The sequence below is a fragment of the Bradyrhizobium sp. Arg816 genome (genome assembly GCF_029989365.1).
Taxonomy (GTDB): Bacteria; Pseudomonadota; Alphaproteobacteria; order Rhizobiales; family Xanthobacteraceae; genus Bradyrhizobium.
The window spans coordinates 38689-62484 of sequence record NZ_JAPRAQ010000030.1; the positions used below are offsets into that span (position 1 = coordinate 38689).

The 23796-nt window shown below is 61.1% G+C and carries 18 protein-coding genes and 3 pseudogenes; 8 read left to right on the forward strand and 13 right to left on the reverse strand.

Features of this window, described 5'->3' with window-relative positions:
* Positions 1-30: 30 nt before the first annotated feature.
* Positions 31-547, reverse strand: a pseudogene (locus OWC48_RS40280) (transposase).
* Positions 548-726: 179 nt separating this feature from the next.
* Here OWC48_RS40280 and OWC48_RS40285 point away from each other — a divergent pair.
* The 4 genes from OWC48_RS40285 to OWC48_RS40300 are packed head-to-tail and all read left to right on the forward strand — an operon-like array spanning position 727 to position 7505.
* Positions 727-2268 (forward strand): Wadjet anti-phage system protein JetA family protein, encoded by a 1542-nt coding sequence (locus OWC48_RS40285; protein WP_282524981.1) that lies wholly within the window; start codon positions 727-729, stop codon positions 2266-2268.
* Complete coding sequence (locus OWC48_RS40290) at positions 2261-2899, forward strand: DUF4194 domain-containing protein (RefSeq protein WP_282524982.1); 639 nt, start codon at positions 2261-2263, stop codon at positions 2897-2899. The genes OWC48_RS40285 and OWC48_RS40290 overlap by 8 nt, the downstream gene beginning before the upstream one ends.
* Complete coding sequence (locus OWC48_RS40295; protein WP_282524983.1) at positions 2896-6333, forward strand: SbcC/MukB-like Walker B domain-containing protein; 3438 nt, start codon at positions 2896-2898, stop codon at positions 6331-6333. Before OWC48_RS40290 ends, OWC48_RS40295 begins: the two co-directional genes overlap by 4 nt.
* A gap of 2 nt (positions 6334-6335) precedes the next feature.
* Positions 6336-7505 (forward strand): Wadjet anti-phage system protein JetD domain-containing protein, encoded by a 1170-nt coding sequence (locus OWC48_RS40300; RefSeq protein WP_282524984.1) that lies wholly within the window; start codon positions 6336-6338, stop codon positions 7503-7505.
* A gap of 308 nt (positions 7506-7813) precedes the next feature.
* Here OWC48_RS40300 and OWC48_RS40305 read toward each other — a convergent pair whose 3' ends face one another.
* Positions 7814-7954: a hypothetical protein gene (locus OWC48_RS40305; protein ID WP_282524985.1), complete on the reverse strand. Its 141-nt coding sequence runs from the start codon at positions 7952-7954 to the stop codon at positions 7814-7816.
* A 745-nt stretch (positions 7955-8699) separates the two neighbouring features.
* Between OWC48_RS40305 and OWC48_RS40310 the strand changes: the two genes are divergently transcribed.
* Positions 8700-9587 (forward strand): TauD/TfdA family dioxygenase, encoded by an 888-nt coding sequence (locus tag OWC48_RS40310; protein ID WP_282524986.1) that lies wholly within the window; start codon positions 8700-8702, stop codon positions 9585-9587.
* 905 nt (positions 9588-10492) lie between these two features.
* Here OWC48_RS40310 and OWC48_RS40315 read toward each other — a convergent pair.
* Positions 10493-10774 carry a helix-turn-helix domain-containing protein gene (locus OWC48_RS40315; protein ID WP_282524987.1) on the reverse strand — a complete coding sequence of 94 codons (282 nt, stop codon included), beginning with the start codon at positions 10772-10774 and terminating at the stop codon, positions 10493-10495.
* A gap of 618 nt (positions 10775-11392) precedes the next feature.
* Here OWC48_RS40315 and OWC48_RS40320 point away from each other — a divergent pair.
* From OWC48_RS40320 to OWC48_RS40330, 3 genes are all read left to right on the forward strand, one after another.
* Positions 11393-11665, forward strand: coding sequence for a DNA -binding domain-containing protein (locus tag OWC48_RS40320; protein WP_282524988.1), 273 nt, complete (start codon positions 11393-11395; stop codon positions 11663-11665).
* Positions 11666-11828: 163 nt separating this feature from the next.
* Positions 11829-12023, forward strand: a complete 195-nt coding sequence (locus tag OWC48_RS40325; RefSeq protein WP_282524989.1) for a transcriptional regulator domain-containing protein — start codon at positions 11829-11831, stop codon at positions 12021-12023.
* A gap of 46 nt (positions 12024-12069) precedes the next feature.
* Positions 12070-12606 (forward strand): DUF2285 domain-containing protein, encoded by a 537-nt coding sequence (locus OWC48_RS40330; protein WP_282524990.1) that lies wholly within the window; start codon positions 12070-12072, stop codon positions 12604-12606.
* Between the two features lie 249 nt (positions 12607-12855).
* Here OWC48_RS40330 and OWC48_RS40335 read toward each other — a convergent pair whose 3' ends face one another.
* From OWC48_RS40335 to tnpA (OWC48_RS40380), 10 genes and pseudogenes are all read right to left on the reverse strand, one after another.
* Positions 12856-13764 carry a LysR family transcriptional regulator gene (locus OWC48_RS40335; RefSeq protein WP_282524991.1) on the reverse strand — a complete coding sequence of 303 codons (909 nt, stop codon included), beginning with the start codon at positions 13762-13764 and terminating at the stop codon, positions 12856-12858.
* A 158-nt stretch (positions 13765-13922) separates the two neighbouring features.
* A complete protein-coding gene (locus tag OWC48_RS40340; protein WP_282524992.1) occupies positions 13923-14204 on the reverse strand; it encodes a helix-turn-helix domain-containing protein in 282 nt (93 codons plus the stop codon).
* 196 nt (positions 14205-14400) lie between these two features.
* Positions 14401-15990: pseudogene (gene tnpC / locus OWC48_RS40345) on the reverse strand (IS66 family transposase).
* 69 nt (positions 15991-16059) lie between these two features.
* Entirely contained in the window at positions 16060-16413 is a 354-nt protein-coding gene (gene tnpB / locus OWC48_RS40350) for an IS66 family insertion sequence element accessory protein TnpB (protein ID WP_282524993.1), read from the reverse strand.
* On the reverse strand, positions 16410-16832 hold the full coding sequence (tnpA, locus tag OWC48_RS40355) for an IS66-like element accessory protein TnpA (RefSeq protein ID WP_282524994.1): 423 nt from the start codon (positions 16830-16832) through the stop codon (positions 16410-16412). The genes tnpB (OWC48_RS40350) and tnpA (OWC48_RS40355) overlap by 4 nt, the downstream gene beginning before the upstream one ends.
* 2933 nt (positions 16833-19765) lie before the next feature.
* A pseudogene (locus tag OWC48_RS40360) lies at positions 19766-20509 on the reverse strand (IS5 family transposase).
* Between the two features lie 127 nt (positions 20510-20636).
* Positions 20637-21251: a UPF0149 family protein gene (locus OWC48_RS40365; RefSeq protein ID WP_282524995.1), complete on the reverse strand. Its 615-nt coding sequence runs from the start codon at positions 21249-21251 to the stop codon at positions 20637-20639.
* The gene (tnpC, locus tag OWC48_RS40370) at positions 21248-22795 is read right to left on the reverse strand and encodes an IS66 family transposase (protein ID WP_282525021.1); all 1548 of its coding nucleotides are present in this window, start codon (positions 22793-22795) and stop codon (positions 21248-21250) included. Before tnpC (OWC48_RS40370) ends, OWC48_RS40365 begins: the two co-directional genes overlap by 4 nt.
* Positions 22796-22845: 50 nt before the next feature.
* Positions 22846-23199, reverse strand: a complete 354-nt coding sequence (gene tnpB, locus OWC48_RS40375) for an IS66 family insertion sequence element accessory protein TnpB (RefSeq protein ID WP_282524996.1) — start codon at positions 23197-23199, stop codon at positions 22846-22848.
* Positions 23196-23633, reverse strand: coding sequence for an IS66-like element accessory protein TnpA (gene tnpA, locus OWC48_RS40380; protein WP_404979882.1), 438 nt, complete (start codon positions 23631-23633; stop codon positions 23196-23198). Before tnpA (OWC48_RS40380) ends, tnpB (OWC48_RS40375) begins: the two co-directional genes overlap by 4 nt.
* Positions 23634-23796 lie beyond the last annotated feature (163 nt).

Genomic DNA, 23796 nt, shown 5'->3' on the forward strand with positions numbered 1-23796 from the left:
AAGCGTCGGGCGAGTCTTGCAAGGTCGCGTTTAGTGAGATTGACGATACGTCAGACGCTTGCCAGCCGCGCCCTTGACGGCAAGGTCCGCACTTTCCCCGTCCTCGATGCCAAGCGCAACGCGGTTGCTGTAACGGAAGTCAAATTCTCAAAGATAGCGGTGAAGGTACTTTTCAGCGCAATGCTGATAGACGCCCTTCATGCCGCGCTTGAAGATGCTGTAGTAGCCCTCGACCGTTGGTGTACGCCAAGCGAGCGGTGGAGCTGGTGCGAGCTAACGCCCTTCTTGCTAGACGCCATCAGGTAGAACGCCTGCAACCAGACGTGCAGCTTATGTGGCTCGACTCCATCACGCTCTTGGTGGTGACGGAGAAATCCTTGCGGCACTCCTCGACGCGGCAACGGTAGACGCCGGGCTTCTTGGTGAGGAACGACTGATTGACCACGCCGCAATGCGGACAGACGCGCTCAGTGCCCCAGCGGAGACCTTCAAGGTACTCGCGGGCTGCTTCGTGGCTCTGAAAGTGCGGCGCGCTGAACTGGGACATACCCACAACTCCCTAGGACTGCCTGAATCCTCGGGGTTGCGGTTTGTGGTGTCATCGCCGAGAGTATACCGGAGCATACTGTGAACCATTCTTCCAGTTGCAAATCTTGAACCTGTTCTGGCTTTAATATCCTACATATTTTCATGGGTTTAACATCTTGGGATGTCGGCGCAAGGAGCGTGCAATCATTGTCCCTGTTCCGCCATTTGCATGACGACGCGTTCTTGGCCTTCTCGCGCGATCACAAGCACCTCTATGCCGCTTGTCTGCTCGATCTCCATGAGCGTTTTTTTTCGGGGGCGCCGGCATTCCCGACCCCTCAGCAGGTCGTGCACGCCATCTACGACGTCATGCGTGCCAATCCCACGTTGTGGAGCGAAGCCGATGATTTCGGCAGCCTGCCGGAAATGATTTCGGCCGGTCGCCGCCGCATTCGCAAGGCCGATGTCGCGCTCGCCTCCGAGAAGGGTGAAAAGGCGCTTGGCCTGGCACGGCAGCTCTATGCCCGGCTTCTCGCCTGGGGGTGGCTCGAGGAGGAGGAATATGGCCTGCGCGTCACCGTGGACATGGCGATGGGACCTCTCCTAGTCATCCAGCGGTTGGCGAGCCTCAACAAGGATCTGTCACAGCGCTTCGGGGGGCTGATCGTCCAGATACGCCTTAACCTCGAAGCGGTTGAGAAGCTTACTCCCGAGGTCACCGATCGCAAGCAGCGCGAAGCCGCGCTCGCAGTCCGAGAGGCTCGCAACCAAGCGGACCAATTCACCAAGAGCTTGCGCGCCATTCTCGCCGACCTCAAACGCATCAGGCGAACGGTGATGGAATCAAAGACCGTCGGGAGCCGGCTCGAAGCCTTCTTCGAGGAATTTGTCGACCAGCTCTTGCTCAAGGATTTCGAGTCCATCCTGACCGTCAACCATCCGTATCGGTTCCGCGACGCTATCGTCGATCTCGCGCGACGGATCTCCTACACTGCGGAGACCATGCAGGTGCTCGCCGAGGAATACGTCGCGGCCAGTATGGCGTCCGATGTCGAGGACGGACGCATGGCCGCCGCGGACGATCTGTTGGCGATCGAGAACATCTTCGAGCAGATCGGCGAGATGTTCGATCGGATTGAGACCTTTCGGCGGCACCTTGAGGCGCGCGTCCGGAACACCATCAAGTACGCCGAGCGGGGCGCACAAGGTCTGGTGGGCCGCGCCGGCGACCTCGTCCGCCGTCTCGACGCGCTGTTGCGAGACGGACGTCATGAGCGCGCTACCGTCGAGTGGAGCGTCGAGCCGCTTCGCTCTCCCTGGTCGGAGCACCATCAGGCGCCGAGCCGCCAGCCGCGCCGTCCGGTCGAGGCGAGGGAGCTTTCAGCGCCGCCTTCGGATCCGCTCTATGAGCTGAGGAAGCAACTCCGGCTCGAATACATCGCGCGCATCGCGCCGCGCCCGGAGGACGTACGAACGTTTCTCGAGGGTCAGGTCCCGCCGGCCGGAACGAAGGAGGCGCGCTTCTTCGAAATCGGGACGATCGACGAGTTCCTCGCGTTCGACTGCGCTCGCCGGTACGCCCTGACCGGCGAGGTGCCGCCGCAGATCGCCGGAAGCTTCGAACTCGAACCGTCGCCCGACACGCCGCCGCACGACAGCGAATGGCTGCGATGCGCGAATTTCGTGATCCGTCGTCGCGGTCTTGGCAGCGGCTTTGGTAAGGGAGCGGCGCGTGCTTAGCGAATTCGAGAACATTGAGCGCTCGGCCGGCGCCGACAAGGCCGCCGATCTGCGCAAGGCGCTGCACTTCCTGCTGCGCCGGCAGTTCGTGTTCGCGGGCGACCCCCGGACCGGCATCGTTTACAACTCGATCATGGACGGCCGCTTCCGCGAGGCGGTCGACGGCTTTTTCGATACCTGCGGTTACCGCGTCCACCGCGATCCGGAGGCGCAGTGGGCGGGCATCGTCGCCATGGACGAGGACGTGCCGCTGCCGCGGATGAAATTGGACGAAACCATCGTGATGCTCGTCCTCGCCGCCTACTGGCAGCAGGAGATCAACGCGGGCGCGATGGAAGACCGCGCGGTCGTGGTTGCCACCCTGAACGATCTGTTCGACCGCTATCGGGAGATGGTGCAGCCCAACGGCGGCAGCGCCATCTCGAGTCAGCGCTTCCGCGACATTCTCAAGGAGGCGGCGCAGCGCAGCCTGGTCGAGATCGGCGACTTCGACAACGAGCAGCAGGATTGCGAGGTCCGGATCCGACCCATGATCAAGCTGATCAGCGGTGGTGACGCCCTGCAGCGGCTGGAGCGGTACGTCCGTAGCGAGGAGGTCCGCTTTCCCCGGGACACGGGAGATCAGGCATGATGGAGTTGCGGCATCTCGCCATGGTGAACTGGCACCTGTTCGACGTCGCCGACATCGACGTCGCCGGCCACATCGGCGTACTGGGCGAGAACAGGTCGGGAAAGTCGACGATCCTCGACATGGCCCAGGTCGTTCTCACTGGCGGCAACCGGCGCTTTCTGCGCCTGAACGCGGTCGCGGGGGATAGCGGAAAGTCCCGCAGCGGATCCAAGCGCAGTGTCGTCGACTACTGCCTCGGTACGCTCGGCGAGGACCAGCGTCGCCGGGACGAGGCTCGAACCTACGTCGCGCTCGGATTCGAGGATACCGACGGGGACCGGCCTCCGGTCACGATCGGCATGGCCCTCGAGGCGCGTAAATCCGACAGCAAGGAGACCGTGCTCGCGCTCTTCGTCGCCGTCGGTGCGGTCCTGACCGCGAAGGACTTCATCGAGCGCAAGGGTGCGCAGCAGTTCCCGGCGCATTGGGAGGACGCGCGTGCGCGGATCGTGTCGGCGGTCGGCGAGGCGAACTTCGTCAATCACCGGGACCGGGCCGGAGACTACGTGCGCGAATACATGCGTCATCTGGTGCCGCATGCGCCCTTCGGCGAGCAGAACGCGAGCGCTTTGCAGAAGTCCATCGTGAACGCGATGACCCTCGACCACAATCAGACCGCCACCCAGTTCGTGCGGGACTACATCCTCGAGGATAGCCGCATCGGCATCAAAGAGCTGCGCGAATCCATTCAGACCTACCGCAATATCAGCGAGACGATCCGCAAGATGCGGGAGAAGCTCGACGCGCTGAAGGCGCTGCGGGCGATCCTGGCGAGTCTTGAAGAGACGCTGGAGACCAGGTTCCGCGAGGAGTGGATCGCCAAGCGGGCCAATTGGCTTGCGGCAAGGGCGACCAATCGCGACCTGCGGGCCAGGCTGCGCGACGAGCAGGCGCGGCGTGCTGCGGCGACCGTCGAGCTCGCCGACATCGACGAGGACGTCAAGGCCATCGACAAGGAGATTGAACGGCTCACGACGGCGATCGCGGAACACGATGCCAAGACGGGCCGGAAGGAATTGTCGCAGACCGCCATGGTGGCGGATCAGGCCGCGCAGCGGACCCTTTCCGAATTCAGGAGCCGGGTGGAAAGTATCCGGCGGCTTCGCCCGCTGCTCGCCATGTACGGCTGCGGCTTCGATGGGTTCATTCCCGCCGTCGAGAAGCTCGTCGGCGAAGCCAAAGGTGCGGAGATCGGCGCTGTGTCCGACAGTCTCTCTGCGGCCGAGCAGGCGTTCGTGTCCTCGGCTCCGGCGTGGTCGGCCAAGGTCGACGAGGCGAGGCAGGCGATCATGGCCGAAGCGTCTCAGCTGCGCGCGCAGCGCGGCGCACTGCTCGAACGCATCCAACAGCACGACTCCGGAGGTGCGCGCGCACACTTGGAGCCGGATACCGAACGGCTGTGCCTCAAGCTCCGCCAAAAGGGCATGGTGCCGCGGGTGCTCTGCGAACTGATCGAGGTCGCCGATCCGGAATGGGTGGCAGCCGCCGAGGCGCTTCTCGGCCGCGACCGGGACGCGGTGTTCGTCGACAGGCCGGACATCGGTGCGGCGACTTCGATCTTCAAGGAGGGGCGCCGCGAATTCCGGCGCACCTCGCTGGTTAGTCTCAACAAGCTGGAGCAGTTCAGGGCCAAGCCGGACCGCGGAACGTTTCCTTCGATCTTCCGTACGGATGATCCGGACGCGTTGTCGTTCATCATGCGGCGCTACGGCTCGGTGCGCCTCGCCGATACGCTCGAACAATTCAACAAGCCGGGCAGGGCCGTCATGAAGGACGGCCTGTACGACGACGGGTTGGTGCGGACCCACCGTTCGGTCGATCCCAAGGAGCACAAGATCGGCAAGGCGGCCCAGGCAAACGCGCTGCTGGCGTTGCAGGAGCAGTCGGACGCGCTTGAGGACGCACTTACGCAGAAGGCGAGGGAGGCTGAGGCGGCCGATGGCGCATTCGCGGCCCTGAAGTCCCTTTGCGTCGACGGGAGCGCCGGCCTGAGGGACTTCGCGGTAGCCTTCTCCGCCGCGCAGGCCGAGAAGATCGATGCGCAGGCAAGATTATCGGCGTTGGACGGGGCCGGCGATGGCGGGCTTCGCGCGAAGAAGAAGGCGCAGCTCGACCTGAAGGAGCGCCGCCGCTCCGAGCGGGAAACGCAGCAGAAGGCCTTCAACAAGCACAATGGCGAGGTGCGGCTCATCGAGGGCAAGCTCGGCGACGGCGAGAATGTGCCCGGCTCCGAGCTCAACTTGAAGGTCGCCCGCTCGATATTCCTCAAGAACCGGCCGCTCTACGCCGCGAGCAAGGGGCGTGCGGCGTACCGGTCCCGCCTCGATGGGCGCGCGCAGAAGAGCGAAGCGGAGAAGCATCGTTCCATCGCTGAGAAGGCGCTGAAGGATGCGGCGGCGTCGGATGTGGAGCGCAACCGCATCGAGCGCCAGGTGCGGGAATTCCTGGACGGATACTTCGAAGAATTCGGCACGAGCTCCCAAGTCGGCATCGAAAGCGAGCCGCTCCAGGAGGTAAAGCCTTGGATGGAGCAGTTGATCGACGACATCGAGTCCAACGAGCTGCGTAGGTACGAACGTCAGGCGCACGAGGCCGCCGAGAAAGCCAAGACGCTGCTCCGGGGAGAATTCATCAATGCGCTGACGTCCCGGATCGGAAAGATGGAACGGGACCTGCAATCGCTCAACCGCAGCCTCCAGGCCCATCCCTTCCACAACGAGCGCTACTCGTTCCATCGCACCCAGGTCGTGGAATTCCAGCCGATCCTCAAGATCATCGAGATCGGAAAGACCTCGCCGGAGGCGCTGGACTTGCTCTTCCGGGGCGACGTGCCCGACGACTTCCCGCACAAGGACACGATCAAGGCGCTGGAGGCTTTGCTCGAGGATCCCCAGAAGGACTTCACGCAGTTCGAGGATTACCGGAATTTCTACACCTTCGAGATCCACATGGAGGACGTGGCGACCGGTCGCTCGACGCGATGGGAGCAACGTCGTGGGACCGGTTCCGGCGCCGAGCAGCAGGTGCCGATCTACGTCGCCATCGGGGCTTCGCTCGCCGCCGTCTACGGAAGCGCAGAACGGCGCGCCGGCAAGCCGTCCGGCTTCGCGCTCGCGATGTTCGACGAGGCGTTCTCCAAGATGGACGGCCGAAATCAGCGCCAGATGATGGCGTTCTACAAGAAACTGGGCTTGCAGTTCGTCATCGCAGCGCCGTTCGAGAAACGGGTGGCGGTGCTGGAGCACATGGATACGATCGTGGAAGTCGACCGGATCGGCGAGCAGTCGAGGGCGACCGTGGTTTCGCTGAAGGAAAAGGCCAAACGCGAACTCATGGCGATCGATCCTGACCTCATGTCCGACCAGGATCTCGCCGCCCGGCTCGCTGCCGAATAATCATGCCTCGCCGCTTCACAGACGCGAACGACCTGTTTGGCGATCTTCTCGATCGTTTCGAAGCCGGTGCTGCGAGTCCGATCGCGCATCCGGACTATGCGGCTTTCCCGTCCGTCGTCGATGCCGACGCCTTTCTGAAACGTATTCGCGAAGCCGAAGCTGCCGGCGCAGTCTCAATTGGTTGGGGCCGCGGCGCGAAGCGGGACCAGCTCGCCCACGCGCGGCTGGCTTCGGCGGAGGCCCTGTACCGATGCCTCGGCCGCACCCCGGCGCCGCAGATCGCGCAGGACGCCGTCGCGCGGCTTGTCGGCGGATCGGCGCTGCACGATTCGCTGAAGACAGGCGCTTCTCAGATCGCCGAAGTGTGGGGACGGGGGAAAACGTGGCACGGCTTCGCTTCGTCCGATGTCGATACGCTGCGCCACGCGTTCGATCTCGCCCAGGCTATCCTGGACAACAAGCATCTCGACGTTGACTATAAGACCTTCTCGCGACGGACGGTGAAGCACAGTAAGACGCTGGAACGCGTCGAAGGCGTCGTGGTTCGGCTCCTGAGCGGCGTCCTCGAGTTTCCTCCGGGCGCGCGGCCCCGCGAGGCACTGCGGGCGATCGGGCTGGAACGCTTTGCGCCGCCGCTGCTGATCGCGGGTAAGATCGATCTCCTTGGGGCCAATCTCTCCGGAGCCACTCCGCTCTATCTCGGGATCGCGCCTAAGGAGGCGGATCGTGTCCGCTTCCGGGAGCCGCCGGCGTACGTTTTGACAATCGAAAACTTCGCAAGCTTCAACAGGCACGTCGCCGAGGCCGACCCCGGTCGACTGGGCGCTACGCTGTATGTTGGCGGGTATCCCTCGCTTGCCACCCAACAGGCCCTGCGTACGATCTCGGGAATGGTGTCCGAACAGACCCCGATCTTTCACTGGTCGGATATCGATCCGGACGGCACCTGGATATTCCACACGATCGAGCGCGCCGTCGGACGACCGATCCTGCCGCATCTCATGAGCGTCGAAATTGCCGAACGCTCGGGGCAGGTGCCGACCAAAAAGTCCGCACCCGCCCGTTGCCCACCGGACTCCGGCATCGCTTCACTGGCGGCATACTTGGCCAAAGACGGAGCCAAGATCCTCGAGCAGGAGGAGCTTGATCCGATTCTTCCTACGCCGCCGTAGGCGTTCGGACTGACTAGGGCGTCAGCTTGCGTTGCGGACACGCCTCCCAGTCCGAGCGACTTTTGAGGCGCTGGCGCTCTGCAAGAGCCAAGCAGTTTGGGGTGGCCAGCAGCACGGCGATTGGCTGCTTGAAGCGGGCGACGAGACCGGCAGCGTTGAGCCCAGCCAGATCGGTGGCCACAAGCCAAAGTCGATCTCGGGCGAGTATGCTGAAATCGGCGGCTTTGATCCGTTGCGACAGTCAGACCCATAAGGAAAAAGATCCGGCTTATGATCTGTAATCCGGCGTGGCATTCAGTGTCGTGCGCTCATGGCGAGGCAAAATTGCCATCCGAATTTGCGGCTTGCAGCTGAAAGCGCAGACGCATTACCGTCTCGTCGGCGCGCTGTTTTTGTTGTGTGTGCTCAACCGCCGCGAAGCCAAACAGCATGCAGTCCGTAAGGGGCATTTACGTCTCCAGGTAGACCAAACGCAGGCCATCGCCGCAACAGCCTGAATTGGTGCCGAGAAGTTTCGAAAACTGAGGGATTAAGTCCGTTGTTAAGCTGCCTTGGAAGTTGCAGCCTTCTTCCTTTGCGCTTCTCCCGCTGGTCCAAGGCATGGCAGCAAGTGATCAGCTGATGAAACAAGTCGCGCATTGAATAACTCCAAATCGCAAAAAAATGATCGACAACCCGTTGAAGTAGTCTATTACTTGCGCTACATCTTGGGGTAGATTTTGCTCCCGAGGCGGTGGGTCCTGTCCGCTTCGCGAGCGCATGCCGCGAACCAGTTCCAATCTTCGTCTGCGCATGAGGTCGTGCGGGTTGAATGAGGACGACGCAGTCGTTGTTCGAGGATTTTCCAAGCATCAGTTCTGAGACGAGGCGAACCTTACGCGAGCTCGAAAAGAAAGCTGGTTTCGTTTCATGGACTGGACATGGATCGCGTCTATGATCTGGACTGTTTGATCAGGCTGCAAATCGATGTGGTGGCCTCATATGCACGCGTCCTTCGAGAACTAGCCGTGTCGACACGCAGAGGGAGTTGGATTCTAAAATACTGGTGGTGTGTATCAGAATGCGGCCGCCTGATTGAGCAGTAGTGACCACGCGCAGGCAAATGGGATGCGTATCATCAAGATTGTCTTGCCGGTTTGTCGCCAGGCACGACCACCACGGAGCGTGTTTAGACATCCAGAGAGAGGCACCGTCATGAGTGAAACTATGGCTGTTGATAATATCATTCTGCGAGCAAACATCGTCAAACACGCGGACCGGCTTGGTGCCGAAATCAAGAACATCACGCTGTCTGACGATTTGCCTGACGATGTCATCGTAGCGTTCCGCCAGCTGCTGCTCGAGCATAAGGTCATCTTCTTCCGTGATCAGGGACATCTCGACGATGCCCAACAACAGCGTTTCGTGCTCCGGCTCGGCTCGCTGACACCGAATTTGACAATGGCGGACACAATGGGCGGTTTAGCGATCCGGCAGGAGCTGCCTGATCGCGCCTGCAGTCATCTCAACCAGATGAACGATGAGCGGGTCCGCGCAGCTATTTCGGTGCTGCGGCTCGCAGCGGCCCCGCCTTTTGGCGGTGACATTGCTTGGTCGAGTAGGGCGGCCGCTTACCTTGATCTTCCCGATCCCCTGCGGATGCTCGCAGATAATCTCTGGGCTGTGAGCTTCGGCGTATCTGATCTCACTGCGACAGAGAGGGCCACCGAAGCCAACAAGCGGCCTTGGTGGGGTGTGTCCACTGGAACGATCTACGAAACGACACATCCGATTGTTCGTGTTCATCCCGAGACCGGCGAACGCATACTATCGCTCGGTCGTTCCGTGAACAACTTCGTCGGCCTGCAAAGCTATCCCAGCCAAAGACTGTTTGAACGGCTGCAATCCTATCTCATAGCGCCCCGGAATACCCTGTGCTGGAACTGGAAATCAGGCGACGTCGTAATCTGGGACAATCGCGCGACTGAGCCATACCCCGTCAGCAAATCCAGCAGCCCTCACTGGATGATGGACCAGCTTGCGATTGACGCCCGCGTACCGCACGTGAAGAGGTCGAAATCAAGGGCGGCAAAGGCTGCCTGACATTGTCCACATCTCCCGGATCACGTCAGACGCCTGGAGACCAAAGTCCAAGTTGTGGCCCTGCAATGTCGAGCGGAGCCGCCCGTCTTATGCGCGAGGACCGGCTAACGGGCGCAGCTGCCAACTGCTAGGCTTCTTCCAGGCCCGACAGCATTAATCTTCAGGCATCGTCTCTGCTCCCCGGTCAAACCGATGACGCTGCATTTTTGATGATCTGATGCATCCGTTGGCTCTCGTTCCGCGTGCAGCTTGTTTCATCGTCTCGGGATAGTCAGGCCTGACGTCGCTCACACCCAATTTAGACATATTCGCCAACTGGCGAGGCGTCCGACGGCCGTGATTCACATCGCGCCGCGCCGGCAGATCCCGTGGCAATCGTGCCGGCGTCTTAAGTGTCCATGGACAAGCCATCAATCGAGCCTTCCAAGAGCCCCCAAATTGCGCCAAGCGCATCGCAACTCGCCGATCTTCGGCCAGCGGAAAGGTCCCGTCCTCGAGCCGTGCACCAGCTTGATCCTCCGACCGACAGCTCTGGAGGACGTATCTGCTCCCAGGCTCTTGCGCACCACGGTAGCAAGTCCCTCCATGCCCTTGCGGAAGTCTTTCAGTTGGGTCCATTGCGATCACCCGAACCCTAGCCGACAAACCGACCAAAGCTCTAAACGGACTCTTAGAGAACCTCCGTTTCAAGCGTCCCTCGGCAGGATTACGCGAGCGGCGCAAGCCCTTGTTTCGAAGATGCTCCGCCTTATAACAGGCCGCTCCGAGGCTGCGCTAAGCGGAACCCTGCTGGGAGTACATCGGCTGGAGCAGGAGATCGGAAGCGTCGGCTGTAGATCGATGAAGCACATGGGCCGCTCCGGCTCGATTCCGCCCAAGCGTTAGCCGAAAAGCGGCTCGCATAATTACGTCTTGTTTCGGCCAAGCCGTGCCGGCTTGCGCCCTCTGGACATCGGCCTGGGGGGCATTGCACCTTTAGCCGGCTGTGTGAATAATTCGGACAAGTGAATACCCAAAGCCGCGGCGATGCGTTCCAGTAGATCAATAGTCGGGTTCTCTTTCTTCTGCTCAATGCGCCCCATGTATGAGCGGTCGATCCCGGCATCATAGGCCAACTGGTCTTGCGGAATGCCGCGCTCTACGCGGATCCGGCGCACATTCCAGGCCACAAGCGCACGAGCGTTCATGCGCAGAGGCAGCCATTCCGATGACTATGAAACCACTGGTTATAGCCAGACTATTACAATAAGCTCGCACCCAGCGATGGCTGTCCTCCCCAATTGCTTCGAGAAATCAGGCAACGGTGAGGTGGTGACCCCAGTAGCGCGCGCCGTCTTCTGGTTGACCATCGCAAGCGTTCTGGCGGGGCGATAGCTTGCGACTAGCAGCAGAGAAGGCACCACGTCAGAGGTACCTGCGCTGTTTTCCGCGCACCACGACTGGATAGGACGAATGGTCAACTAGAGCTCGAAAGGGAAACGAATATTCTCCAGTTGGCTGGTTCTGGTTGTTGCCTTTCACAAGTGCGATCAGGCCGGTGACCACGAACCACCATGCCCTTCCGCCGGGAACAGCAAGGACAACCTAGTTGCGGGGCGCATGTGCCATCGCTTCCAGTATGGACTGCGATGAAAAAGGGAAAGCGCAGCATGGAGCCAACAGGCCAATGCGAGCTGATAGCGATTGCCGTCTTGGCGCGAAAGGAGATTGGCGTGCGACCATTGGGTAGGTACCAAAGCGACCAGAAATTAGTTATCGTTGCTCTGATTTCGGTAGAGTTTTCAGCTGGGTAGGAGTTTCAAGCAGTGCCAGCCGAGCCGAAGATCGCAGAATTGGCGCCCAGCGTCGACGAGCTCACGTCGTATGACAAGGAGCACGCTGTTGCCTACATGCGACTTCTTGATGCCGACGCTGACAAGGCAGATTGGCGTGAAATTGCGCGGATCGTGCTTGGGCTTGACCCGACCGTTGAACCGGATCGAGCGCGACGCACGTTCGAAAGTCATCTGACGCGGGCCAAGTGGCTCGCGGGCAAGGGCTATCGTGATCTGCTACGTAGCGGTTGGCCAAAACAATGATCAGAGCGGATGTCGAGGTCGTCGCAATCGTCGCAATCGCAAAAGTTGATTGTTCCATCGATTAGTTGCGTGGAAGACGCGCACACGGTAAGCAAGCAGCCGGAAAGCGCCACAATCATCGGCTGCATTCCGCCGCGTCTGAAAATTGAGCGGGAAAGGTGCGATGGCGGATACTGACTGGAGATCTGGGGAAGCGTACAGCGGCCTGAAGACGGCAGATGCTGCCGACCTGGCCTGGGAGTGGCTGCGCCGGGATCACGACTACCAAGAGGATTATAAGCGGTTATCTCGCCGCGAACGTTCAAGCGCGGCGGCGGGCGAGTTCCGACGCAAGTGGGGGCTCTCGTTTTCCTGCTGATCCGCAAAAGACTTTCGACAAGCAAGCAGTCTTTTGGGCGCCTGAGGTGCTGCCGACCGTACTGGCTGTGCGGGCGGCCAACCGCATTGCGCCCAAAAGTTATCAGCTCGATTTCGACAATCTGGCGGGCGGCGAGCTTCGCCGTGCGCCGGATGGATGGCATGCGATCGTGCCGCTCGGGGGCACGAAGCATCGCCTTTGGCTAGGAGAGCTTCCGGCGAGCGGATATGCTGTCGTCGTTGATCTGCCGCTCGATGCCGATTTCGAGCTTCGCCTGGGGGCCGCACGTCGATTTTGGCTTGCCCTTCAGCGTCGGGCGCTCGGAGAGCCGCCACTTGCTTTGCCTGCTTTGAAGCGGCGTCGGCTGATCCTGGCGTTGCGCGCAGTGGATGGATGGCAGGAAGGAAATAGCTATCGCCAAATCGCGCAAGGCCTGTTTGGAAGTCATCGTATTGCCGAGCGCGCCTGGAAAACAGACGATTTGCGCAGCCGAACCATTCGACTTGTTAAGCTGGGGCAGCGCCTCATGCGCCTACGCTGGCGAGCATTGCTCGACAAACGCAGGGGCAGGGATGACAAGTAGTGGGTTGCGGCGCGATAAATGGCCTACCTTCCGTTCTGCCAGCCAATTCTTCTGCTGACTGTCACGATGGGGGGCGGATAGGATAAAGTCTTTGCGCTCCGCTCTCTCATTGTTGGCGTCTTTGCTGCAACAGAGGGGGCGCTATCTCCGTAGGCTTTGCGGATTATGCGTGAATGGTTTTCTTAAGTTGAGGCGCCCTCGACCTGAACATTGATTCCTCCCTGCACCGGATTGAGGCACCGCTAGACCTCAGGCAGCCTGCGCAAGTACGACCTTCTTGCAAAGACGAGCCAGCCATCGGCAAAACGAACGTGCGATCTCGGGGTGCGCGCTGCGATCTACGGCATAAGCGCGATATTGCATGCCACTTGGAGTGCGGGTGCCAGGGATGATTTGCAAAGCGCCCCCTCTGACTAGATCTCCGACGATGATTTCCGGCGCGACAAGAAGGCATTTTCCCGTCATGACTGCCGGCAGCGCAAGATAATTATGATCATACCGGGCGCCCACTCGTATGTCGCTCGAAGACAGATTCATGGCTCTCAGCCATGTCGGCAGGATGTCGGGGCGGGATGTGATGTTCAGTATCGGGGTTGTGCGAACGATCGAGAGCTCTCGGCCTCCGACCAGATTTGGCGGGCCGACGCACACCAGTTCCTCTTTGTAAATCTCCCAACTGTCGGCGGGTTCGATGACGGAAAGATCCCGTGTAATCAAAATATCGAAATCATCCGAAGATGTCGGGTGCGCCAGCGAGCTGATGATGTCCACGATAACGCCACCCGCTTCAGAAGAGAAAGCCTGCAAATTTGGAATAAGGATAGAGAAAGAAAAGGTCGATAGTGACGTGCGGACCACGATCCGATTCGTTCCTGCGCCTGCGCGGCGTCGCATTCTCTTCGCCGTGAAACTGACGGTTTCGAGCGGTTCAGACACTGCGTTTGCGAATAGCCTTCCGAACTCGGTCAAATCGCTGCGCCGTCCACGCCGCTCGATGAGGTCAGCCCCCAGATAATCCCGCAGTACAGCCAAATAACGGCTCACCGAACTTTGCGTTGTCCCCAAAGTGGTGGCCGCGCGCGTGACGCTGCCTTCGCGGGCAACGGTCACAAAAGCGCGGATGGCATTTAGAGGCACTTCATCGTCTCGAGCCGCCATTGTCTGCTCCGGCGCCAGAATCAAAGTCCATCACAATATTCGATGCCCATGGCCGGATCGCTGCGTATCAGCGTCCGCCACGCATAAAACCCTCGTATGACGCGATACCTGCGCCCGGAGCGCACGACATCAGTGTCTCAGATGGTGTCTGTCAGGGGTTAAGTCCTTTTGCCGCGTGCGGGCTTCGGCTTGCGGCCTTTAGGTAAGGTTGCAGGTGGCGGGGCGCCCTTGGATGGCCGAACAAACAGTTCGGAGACAGCTACGCCGAGCGTCTTGGCAAGGCGATCAAGAAGATCGACTGTCGGGTTCGCTTGTTGGCGCTCAAGTCCGCTCATGTAGGAGCGATCAACTCCTGCATCGTAAGCCAATTGCTCCTGCGGAATACCGCGCTGGACGCGGATCCGGCGCACATTGTAAGCCACAAGCGCACGAGCTCTCATGCGCGAAAGCAGCCATTTCGACGGTCATCAAACCACTGGCTATAACCTACCTAAAAACATCACCGGATTGGATGGTATGCGAGCCACCGTATCGCCTTTCCCGGACGCTACTGGAGCGGCCCGCACATGCGCCGGTATGTCGACCGTCTTTCAATTCGTGGCGGCACAGGTTTTCCGTAAGCGCTTAGCCGCGACCCTATTGAGGCTGACTTGACGTTTTGCGGAATCGCCACGGCATGAGGTCTTCGATGCTGCTATGGGGATGGCCGTCGATGATCGCCTCGAGTGTTTCGGTGATGTAGGCAGCCGGGTTGACGTCGTTGAGCTTGCAGGTAGCGACGATCGAGGCAAGCAAGGCCCAGTTTTCCGCGCCGACTTCATGACCGGCGAAGAGCGCGTTTTTCCTGGTCAAGCAGACTGGCCGGATGGCGTTCTCGACGGGGTTTGTGTCGAGTTCGAGACGCCCGTCTTCGAGGAAGCGGGTCAGGCCCTGCCAATGATTGAGCGCATAGCGGATGTCCTCGGCGAGCTTCGAGCCGCTGGAGATCATCGACAGCTGTTTCTCGAACCACGGCTTCAACGCGGCGGCGATGGGCAGCGAGTGCTCCTTGCGCACGGCCAGCCTGGTGTCCGGCGATGAACCACGTACCATGGCTTCGATGGCGTAAAGCTGTGCGATCTGCCGGACGGCGGCCTCGGCGATCGGCGATTTGCTGTTGCGGGCCAATTTGACGAAGCGCCGGCGCAAATGGCTCCAGCAATGCACGAGCGTCCACGGCCCTTGCGGTCGAGCGACTTCGGTCAGCCGGTCATAACCGTCATAGGCATCGCATTGCAGGAAGCGTCCGTTAAAGCCGTCCAGGAACTGCTCAGCGAAGGCGCCGCTGCGGCCGGGGGCATATCGGAACAGCACGATCGGCGGACTTGGGCCGCTATGGCCGCGGTCGTCGGAGACGGTCGCCTAGAAGTAGCCCTTCTTCGTTTGGCCACGCCCGGGATCGAGCACCGGCGCCGTAGTTTCGTCCATGAACAGACGATCCGCCGCGGCCAGATGGCGGCGCATGTGGTCGGCAACGGGTTGGAGATGGAAGCAGGCGCGGCCGGACCAATTGCCCAGTGTCGCCCGATCAAGCCGGATCCCCTGGCGCGCATAGATCTCGGCCTGACGGTAAAACGGCGTATGGTCGCCAAACTTGGAGACAATCACGTGCGCAATCGCCGCTTCGGTCGGTAGTCCACCAGGCACGACATGCTCCGGTGCGTACGCCTGCACGACAGGGCCCGAGCAGCGGCGACAGATGTATTTCGGGCGGCGCGTGACCAACACGCGCCATTGCGCCGGAATCACGTCCAGGCGTTTGCTGACGTCCTCGCCGATCTTCGTCATGGCGCCGCAACCGCACTGACAGAGCGTGCTCGCAGGCTCGATGATCCGTTCCACCCGCGGCAAATGGGCAGGCAAGCAGCCGCGATTGCGATGAGAAGCTTGATCCGGAACGCTCCGCGATCGGCCCTTGATCACAGCCTCGGCTCTCTCCTGCGCCGCGTCCAGGATGCCTTGCGCGATCTCCACGTCTTCCAGCGGTAAGTGATACTGATCTGGCCGCAGCTTCTCGGACTTCGCGCCGAACTTTTCGCGGCGCAATTCGCCGAGGATGACCTCCAGCCGACGCCGCGCTTCCTCCGACGCCGCCAGCGCCCCCTGATGCTCGCTCAAGGCCGCCTGCGTTTGCGCCAAAAGCGCTTTCAGTTGTTCATTTTCGTCGCGCAACGCCGCGATGCTCATACGCTATTTCGAGCACATCGCCGCCGCGCGTGCCACGTTCAAAATAACTTCCGAGTCATTCTGCCGCAGTTAGCCAGCCGCCTGGGGACGCCGTGCTTCTTCCGGGCGGACCAACCTCCAATCCAGCCCCTCGAACAGGGCTGCGAACATCGCCGGCGATATCCGCATCACGCCGTCTCCGATCGTTGGCCAAACGAACTTGCAACCTTCGAGACGCTTGTGCACCAATACCAGGCCCGTTCTATCCCAGACCAAAATCTTGATCCGGTCCGCTCGTTTCGATCGAAACACGAAGGCTGCGCCGCTGAACGGGTCGAGACGAAGCATCTCCTGCACCTTCGCCGCAAGCCCATCGTGGCCACAGCGGAAGTCGATCGGCCGCGTCGCGATGTAAATCTTCAGATTGGCACTGGCTGCGATCATCGTGACGCCCGCACTGCGCGGATCACCCGGGATAGCTGCTCGCCATCTATGGCTGTGTCCGTCCGCAGCACGACATCGCCGATCGCGATCTCAAGCTTGATCGCCGGAACCTGACGCTCCTCCAACGCGCCTTCCACGACTAGCGGCGCGAATGTCGGCTCCGACGCCTCGCACGGCGGCAACATGCCTCGCTGTCGAAATCGCCGCCGCCAATCGTAGATCTGCCAGCGCGTCGCTCCGTGCTTGCGCGCCACCTCGGACACCTGGGCACCCGGTAACAGACTCTCGGCGACAATCCGAGCTCTCTCAGCCTCCGAACGCACACGGCGGCCCGACGGCCCTTCAAGGACCTCCAGCCGGCTAACCGGCCGTATCGATGAGCCGTCCAAATGGACATCCTTTTTGCTGTCCAATTCCATCCCAAACCTCCGTCCAACCCGGAGGCTTCTTCGCACAGCTATCCAGATCCTGAAGCAAGGGTTTTCGCTTAGCGCTTACGGTTTTCCCGGCGCTGGCCGAAGCTCACCCGAACTGTCACCTCGGCAGCGGTTCGATTCCGCTGCCCAACTTGCACGAACGCCCCAGACAGCGATCCGACCTATGTCGAGTGGAAGCACGCAGGCGCGCCGACCGGCTGGTCGCGCGACATCCACGGCTTAAGGCAAGCAAAGATGCTGACTGAGCGAGGCGATGCTCCTCCATTCATCGAAATGGAGTTGCAGCTCCGATGAAATGAGCCGGCGCAGACGATCGCGATCGCAGCGACAGCCGTTCAACCAAGGTTATTGTGGTCTGTATCCCTGGATCCGCTCAGACGGCACGTTTCAGGGACCCTAACCTTGTTCATTCTCTCGACTCAGATACCGGTACAAAATCTTTGTGGACGTTCCGCACGGCGCCACCAGCCATGATACGGAATTTTAGGCGCTCCCGTCCGCTCAAGAGGCACGCCGGCGAACTCTCTTAACTGAGGCTCAAGGAACGCGAGCCGGTCGGGTTATCAAGTATAACGACCAGTTCAGAGCAAACGCGGTGCGGCAAATCGTAACCTACTTTGGCAGCAGCCATTGACTGCACAAGAGTGGCGTCCAGAGAGCAAAGTCTCGCAGCGTCGACTTGGAAGGGGCAGGCGATAGCGCGAGGGCAAGCGGCGAGCGTCGCGAATTGGATCCTCCACTTTGAAGTCGAACAGATGGCCACGCGGATCGTTACCCATGATGTATGAGCCGGAACGAATTCGGATTCGGCGTGCCGTTGAGACTAGCTGAGAGATTTTCGGCTTGGGCGTTGTCCAGTCCATTCGAACGTCGCGGGCTGGCATATCCTTTAGATTACTCAGCTGAGAGACTTCGATGTTGCCCAGCGTGCCAGGAGCGACGAGGGTGTCAGGAAAGAGTTGTTCAGAACACGGAGAGCAGCACAGACGCGACTGGCGCCATGGAAAGAATCCGATTCTGCTCCTGCTAGCCGCTATGTGAGCGAAACTAGCGGGTGGCTCGGCGATCGGCTAGTGAAGCCCTTAAAGCCCTGTTCCTGGCCGATGCCGCAAGCCTCTGTGTCGCTGGCCACCTTTGCTCCCGTGAGGGGCAAGCCCCTCGCGGTGTTGGTATTGCCGAAAGGTACCGCAGGGCACCTAACTGTAGGAGCGGGCAAGCCTTCGAAGGCGCTGTCCCTAGCGTGCCAGTGACGTCAAGGATTAACGGCGACGTGACTCGGCGCTCAATCCCTGGAAAAGCGCTGTCCCTGCCACGCGCCGCTAACCTTAGCACCAGCCTTGCCCCATTCGGCATCAACGCTGGCACTAGCGCGGGCGCGACTCGGCGCCGGTCGGTTGGGACTGGATCGGCGCTGTCCCTGCCGCGCCTGCGCTGCAGATTGAGGTTAGCAGGAACGTGACTCGGCGCGGTCCCATTCTGGTAATGACGCTGTCTCTACCACGCGTCGCTAACCCCGGCGGCTCTGTACCCACGCTAGCTTTCCAAAAGCTGACGAAACCCGTGCGGCAATTCACAAACGAACCGCAGCTGTCGTGGCCGATTGCGGACTATGCTCACTGACGGCCGCTGACCGCCCCATCAGCACACGCAGCCAAAAATGAAACCGATCGCTCCCAAGCCTGGAATGAAGTATAGGCGGCGCAAGTACAGAGTTCAACAAACCCGCTCACCGGGACCAGAAAATTGGTCCTAGAGCATGCGTGTGCGCACAGCATGATAATGCATTGGTAGTCTGTTCAGTTGAAGGATCGTCCTCAGAGAGCGGGTGTGCGCGCCAAATTCGCATTCGCTTGGCCTCAAGATTCGTGAAGGCCGCATCAGGCTGCGTGACGTGGTGTCGACTGTAACCGGACCAGTGTTATGGGCGGGGCAGCTTTGCCGTATAACTTGGCTATATCGCGTGTCCAATCGGTTAGGTGGTCGGCCGGCCAATGACGAATACACATTGGTTGACCGCATCCCCACAGCGGCAGGAAGTCGAAGTGGATCACCGCCTCCAAATAACGGCCCGTCGCCGGGGGCGGGGTCATCAGGCGCGAATAAAGCTCAGGATCGTCAACGGGCCATCGATGAATAGAGACGATTTCACATGGCGCCGAACTCGCGCCGCCAGAGCCTACCCCGTTTCCCGAGGTGCAGCCAACGCTATCGGTTCGATGCGCCAGGATCGGGGCTGCGAATTAACGCGCGCAGTAGCATAAGAGTGCTGTCAATTGTCACTACCAGATCCGGGTGTTGGGGAGGCAATACTGGCATCGTAAGGTTACGGACAGGTCGGATGCACATATGGGTGTTCCCAATAGGCTTCGAGAGACGCATGCCATGGCAAACATGAATCTCAGCTCCCAATCCGTTGCAGGCGCATGCGCGCGACAGCGGACCGTCACCGACCAAAAACGCACCAAATTTGGAGCACTGGTCCCGAGACGTTCAGGTTCCCAGATGAGACGTGTCATGAAACCAATAGCGCGGGTCGCAGCATTAAAGCGCGCGCGGGCACTCTCCGATTTCGACCGGTGCTGCGCAATCTGGTGGCTCTATCGCCTCCATTTCGGCATCAATCAGGACGTGATGTTGGCCCTTGCCGCGGTCACGATTGTCTAGGAGAGATCCCGCTGCGGCACTTAGGCCTCGCGACATCGGCGACCTTTCATGCGAGCGCTGGCACTGCCGTACTAAACTGCACCAGGTTGCGCATTGGCTGGCGGACAGAAAAATCTCAGCCTAACGCCAAACGTCTCACGTCTCCCCCAGCCCACTAAGGTCGCAATCACATCGAGTGCCGGCGGACTGCGGGCACACAGTAGCACCAGGATATACGTGAGCAGACCGCACAAGCCGAACTAAGGCGCGGACTAATAACGCGCGGCCAGCCATAGGCGGATAGATGCGAGTTGGACGAAGGCAAGGTAGTTTCCTGCAAGCCTGTCGTAGCGCGTCGCCACCCGACGGCATTGCTTGATCCTGTTGAAGAACCGTTCGACGTGGTTGCGAGCGCGGTAGAGGTACGGGCTAAAGCAGACCGGATCGCTGCGGTGCTTTTCGGCGGGATGTTGGCCCACGCTCCCTTCCTCATGGCAAGCTCCCTGATCCTGTCGGCGTCATAGCCCCGGTCGGCACGCAGCATTGACCCGGGCTTCAGACGAGAGACAAAGTCTTCCGGCAAGTCGTACGTCGTTCGCCTGCGCCTGAGCTCAACGCCAGTCGCACCGGCAGACAATTGCTATCGACCACCGCGTGGATTTTGCTCGTCAAGCCGCCGCGGGACTTTCCCATCGATTGGCGCTGGTTCCTTGTGATACAGGCCTCATGTTGATGTACGCGGACAATAGACGTGTCGACTACCTGGACACTGGCATCATGGGCAGCGACAAGTGCGTCTATGATGCGGCTCCAGACACCAGCTCGCCGCCACCGGACGAACCGATTGTGTATGGGCCAAACGCCGCCGGCAGATCACGCCAGAGTGCTCCTGATCGGAGGATCCAAAAGATGCCATTGAGGACGCGTCGGTCGTTCACCCGAGGAACGCCACGCGGCTTGTTCGGCAGCATCGGTCTTATGGCAGTCCATTCATAGTCGGCCACTTCGTAGCGCATGATCGAGCCCCGAGTTTGGGAGTTTGGCTCCGGCCAAACGCAATGCTTCTGGCTCGGACCCGGTTCGGCGCTTACGGGCAGAAGCGGACATCAACCGTAACCGGTATGAGCTCCCACGTCCGGGTGATCAGCGGGCGCGCGGGTAGCGGATCGGCATCCAGTACTGGCGCAGCGCCTCCACAGCTGCTGGAATATCGGCGCAGGCGTTACGGTGGGTGTCGGGGCTGTTTCGTGGCGGCCCGAGCAGCGGACGGCCTTGATCGTCGCGACAGTGCCGCAGGATGGGTCGCAGCAGGCGGTGATTGACGTTGCTGGCGTCCAGCAACGGCGCCCACGCCGGTAGCCTGAGCCGCATCGCGGCGTAGAACCCCTGGCACCAGGGACGCGCGTCGACATCGCCATTGGCTTCACGCCGGTGCATTGGCGCGAACTGGTTCGGCGCGGTCGAAAGGGTCTGGCTGATCTCGTTATGGCGCAATGCGACGGCGGAGATCGCCGCGAACTCCGGCGTGTCGCCGTGATTGAACGCATCGGCATCGATGGCGAGCAGCGGGCAGATCCAGTCGAGCGGGCTCATCGACACCGGTCCGGCCACGATCGCGGCGACGTAGCCGTCGAGCATGGGAAGGCTGGTGGCGGCGGGCTGCCGGTCGACGCGAGCCTGGAGCCATCGCTCGAGCTCTTCAAGCGGCATCGCGGCTGCCGCCATTGACGACGAAGCTTTGCGGCGACGCGGGCTCATGCGGCTCGCCGGTGCTCCGCCTTCCAGTTCCAGGCGAGCAGTTCGTGCAGCTGATGGCTTCTGGTTCCCCCGGAAACGATGCGCTCCAGCACATCGGTGAGATAGGCCTGCGGATCGAGCTCTTGCAGCTTTGCGGTATTGAGAATCGAGCTCAGGATCGCCCAGCTCTCGGCGCCGCCTTCGTTGCCGCTGAACAATGAGTTGCGTCTTCCAAGAGCAATTGGGCGCATGGAACGCTCGACCGTATTGCTGTCGACCTCGACGCGGCCGTCGTTGAGGAACAGCGTCAGTCCGGCATAGTGATTGAGCGAGTAGTTGATGGCCTCTGCGAGCTTCGACTGGGAGAAGAGCTGGCCAACCATTGTGGTCAATCGTGCCTTGAGTGCCTCCATCAACGGAGCGGTCCTGGCGCGGCGGACAGCGAGCCGCTGCTCGGCGCTCGAGCCGCGGATCTCGGCCTCGATCGCATAGACCGCCTGCAGGCGTTCGATTACCTCGCGCGCGAACGGCGACTGCGTCGTCTTGAACACCTCGACGAACTTACGTCGGGCATGAGCAAGACAAAAGGCGAGCTGGATCTCGCCGCCATGATTGCGGGCGAGCGCCTTGTAGGCGGCATAGCCATCCACCTGCAGAATGCCGGAAAAGTCCGTCAATTGTCCGGCGATCTGCTCCGTGCCGCGGCCGGCCGCGAACACGTAGGCAACCGCCGGCGGCGAGGGCCCGCCCCATGGTCGGTCATCGATGGCATGCGCCCAGAACTGGCAGATGCGGGTGCGATGTCGTCCGGGGTCGAGCACCGGCATCGGCGTCTCGTCGCAGAACACGCGCGGCGCGCTCTGGATTGTCCTCAGCTGAAGCTCATAGAGGCTTTTGAGCCACCAGGCGGTACGCTTCACCCAGCCGGCGAGCGTCGCGCGGTCGAGCTGGATGCCCTGGCTGGCCAAGATCTGCACCTGCCGGTACAGCGGCAGATACCAGGCGAACTTCGAGACCACCACGTGGGCCACGAGAGCCGTCGACGCCATGCCGCTCTCAATGAGGCGCGGCAGCACCTTCGCCTGCACCACGCCGTCGGTGCAGCTTCGGCAGCCGTACTTGGGACGAATTGTCCGCAGCACGCGCAGAATCGCCGGGATCACGTCCAGCACCTCGCTGACGTCCTCGCCGATCTTGTGAAGCCGACCCTGGCAGCACGGGCACGCGGTCGCCTCCGGCTCCAGCACCTGCTCACAGCGCGGCAGATGCCTGGGCAGCGCGCCGATGTTGCGGCGCGCCTTCTTGCGCACCTTGCCGGGCGGCTTCGCTGCAGGCACGTCGTCGTTGGCAGCGGCAGGTGGCGTGACGCCGGTCTCAAGATCGTCGAGATCAAGCGCGAGCTGCTCGGCCACGAGCGCGGCAAGCCGCTCCGAGCGCTTCCCGAAGATCAGCTCCTTGAGCGTCTGCATCGCCACGCGCAGCTTCTCGTTCTCGGCGTCAAGCGCGAGCACCATCTCAGTCAGAGCCGTCGGATCGGTCGGGAGAGCGTCGGGGCGAATCGCCATGATCAGACGATACATGCGCACGCGACACGCTCCAGCGAAATCCTCACCTCTCAGCCGACAACGGCTGGCTGCTTCACAGGCTTGGGTGAGACACGTGTCCACTCGAGCCCGTCGACCAGCATCGCGAGTTGCGTCGCACTCAAATGCACCACGCCGTCGCGGATCGGCGGCCAGGTGAAATGCCCTTCGTGCAACCACTTCGTTACAAGCACCATGCCGCTGCCGTCCCACGCCAGCAGCTTTACTCTGTCGGAACGTTTGGAACGGAAAACGAAGACGTTGCCGTCATAAGGACTCGTGTGTAGCGCTTCGCTCACCAGCGCCGACAGCGTGTGCACCGACTTGCGAAAGTCGACCGGCTGGGACGCCAGCATCACCTTGAGGTCGGGCCGCAGCGCTATCATCGATCGCCTCTGAGCACCGACAGCACCGTGCAAAGCGTCGCAGCATCCACTTCTCCCTCGACGCGAATGCGCGCCCCACTCACCTCGATCTCGACCACCCCACAGGCCCTGGTCGGCGGCGCGGTCACCTTCAAGGGCCGCGCTTGCGCCGACGCTGAGAGCTGGCCGCCCTCGGCGCCAATCTGGATCGGCACGAAGCTCGGCACCTTGCCGGCCATTGCCGTAATCTGGCGTCGCCACACCGTGAGCAGCCCGCGGGAAACGCCGTTGCGCCGCGCCACCTCGGAGATGTTCGTGCCTTCCTCAAAACTCTCCGCCACGATCCGGGCCTTCTCCTCGCCCGTCCATCGCCGCCGCCGGCGCTCCCCGGTGATCACCTCAACACGACGATAGGAGTCACCTTCCTGCCTGGCATCAAGCATGGCATTTACCATCGATCCACCTCCTCCGATCAGCTCATGCCAGCCTCTATCGCGCGTAAGCCCAGGGGGGGCTAGGTGGGTGCCTCATGCCGCTTACCATCAACCTGCCGATGATCCCTGATAAATCCGTCGAAATTGACCCAACTACGACATTTTAGCGCTGAGATCGCTGCTG